The sequence below is a fragment of the Oleiphilus sp. HI0123 genome (assembly GCF_001635315.1).
On the sequence record NZ_LWGE01001345.1, the window covers coordinates 1 to 1,679 of the forward strand.

Below are 1,679 nucleotides of genomic sequence, written 5' to 3' on the forward strand. Positions count from 1 at the left end.
CCAGTAGCTGACCTTCCCTATCAGGGTCACCACAATGAATTATGTGATCAGCCTGTTTGACTAACTTTTTTAGAATAGAGTATTGCTTGCGGGTTTGCTTTTTAGGCGCCAGCTGCCAACCTCTAGGAAAACGGTCGGGCAATATAGGCAAGGTTTCATGCGACCATTTCTTAAGTGATGCATCATAGGCATCTGGCTCGAGCTGCTCCAGAAGGTGACCGATACACCAGCTGACTACATCACAGCGGCGTTTATCGGAATGCCCGACGTAAATACAGCCATCAGCTTTATGGTGAGGTTTAGGTAGGGCTTGCGCTATAGCCTTCCCCAGACTGGGCTTTTCTGCAATATACAGTTTCATTCATACAAAATACTGTATAAACAAACAGCTATCAAGCAGTTTCACGCCGTCTTAGCCAACTTTTTGCTCAACTCTGTTTCGACCGTTAAGCTTAGCTTGGTATAGCGCCTGATCAGCCATCTCAACCAAAGCGTGAGTCGAGCTTTCCTCGTTCGGCATGCAGGCACTTACGCCAACACTCGCTGTCACTTGAATACGCTCATCACCCGTATCAATCCACAAAGCTTCAATATGCGCCCGAATTCGCTCACCTATCAAAACAGCACCTTCCAATTTGGTCTCAGGTAAGACAACAGCTAACTCCTCTCCACCATAACGGCAAACCAGATCAGGAGGGCGTTTCACCAAACGATACACTTCAGAAGCGACCGTTTTCAGACACTGGTCTCCAGCTTGATGACCATAGGTATCATTGACGGATTTGAAATTATCCAAATCAATCATAATCAAAGCTAATTCTCGCCCATTTCGCCTGCCACGACGAAACTCTCGCTCCATCATTTCATCAAAATAACGACGATTTCTAACCCCGGTGACTTGATCAAGTGTTGATAGATCTTCAAGTTCGGAGTTTAATTTATTGACCTTTTCTAAAGCCAGTCGTAAGTCTCTGGTTCGCTGCTCAACTTCTACCTCTAATGCTTCATTTTGCATCTGCTTGGTCTCGATCAGCTTTTCCTTCACTTGCAAGGTTTCTGCTTCAGCTTTAAAACGGCGCGAAGTAGCGTCATGCAAGCGTTCCGCAAGAGCAAAAGACAAGAGAATAATTTCAATAGCTGAGCCAATTTGCGCTGCAGACTCCGTTAGCCCATTTCTAGGCAGTAAGCCAAATTTGTTCATGGCCAATATAACGGTGCCAATTAGAAACATACTCCAGGCAACCGAAAAGTACGTCGCATATTTTTGTCTCGATTTGATCGTGACATAGTAACTAATAAATAAAATAGACGAACAAGTAACGATCGCCAAAGCCGCACCATAAGGAATCATGACTGCATAAGGTAAGAGCGTGCTCAAGAAAGCCAACACGATTCCAAGCCAAGCCTGCAAATAGACAATACGATTCAAGTACGGGTGATTATTCTGCAATTTAAGGAAGTTCGATACAAATACCATCCCCGATGTCACGATTAAGGGCGTTATTACCGCCATACTCTGCTCATTCCATACCGGAAAGTTTGGCCAGATAAATTGGTAAGCAAAGCCCGTCAGGGACATCTGGGCTACAGCAAAGGTAATCACGTACAAAACGTAGAACAGGTAAGCACTATCTCTAAGTCGCAAAAAAAGAAAGAAGTTATACAAAGCCATCACCAGA

General features: G+C 44.6%; 2 protein-coding genes. Both read right to left on the reverse strand.

The features are described from left to right. On the reverse strand, window positions 1-361 hold a 361-nt coding region (locus tag A3761_RS16785), incomplete at its 3' end, for a toprim domain-containing protein (protein ID WP_231881244.1). 51 nt (window positions 362-412) lie between these two features. Then, window positions 413-1,679 (reverse strand): diguanylate cyclase (locus A3761_RS16790; RefSeq protein WP_156491905.1); only part of this gene is annotated, 1,267 nt, incomplete at its 5' end.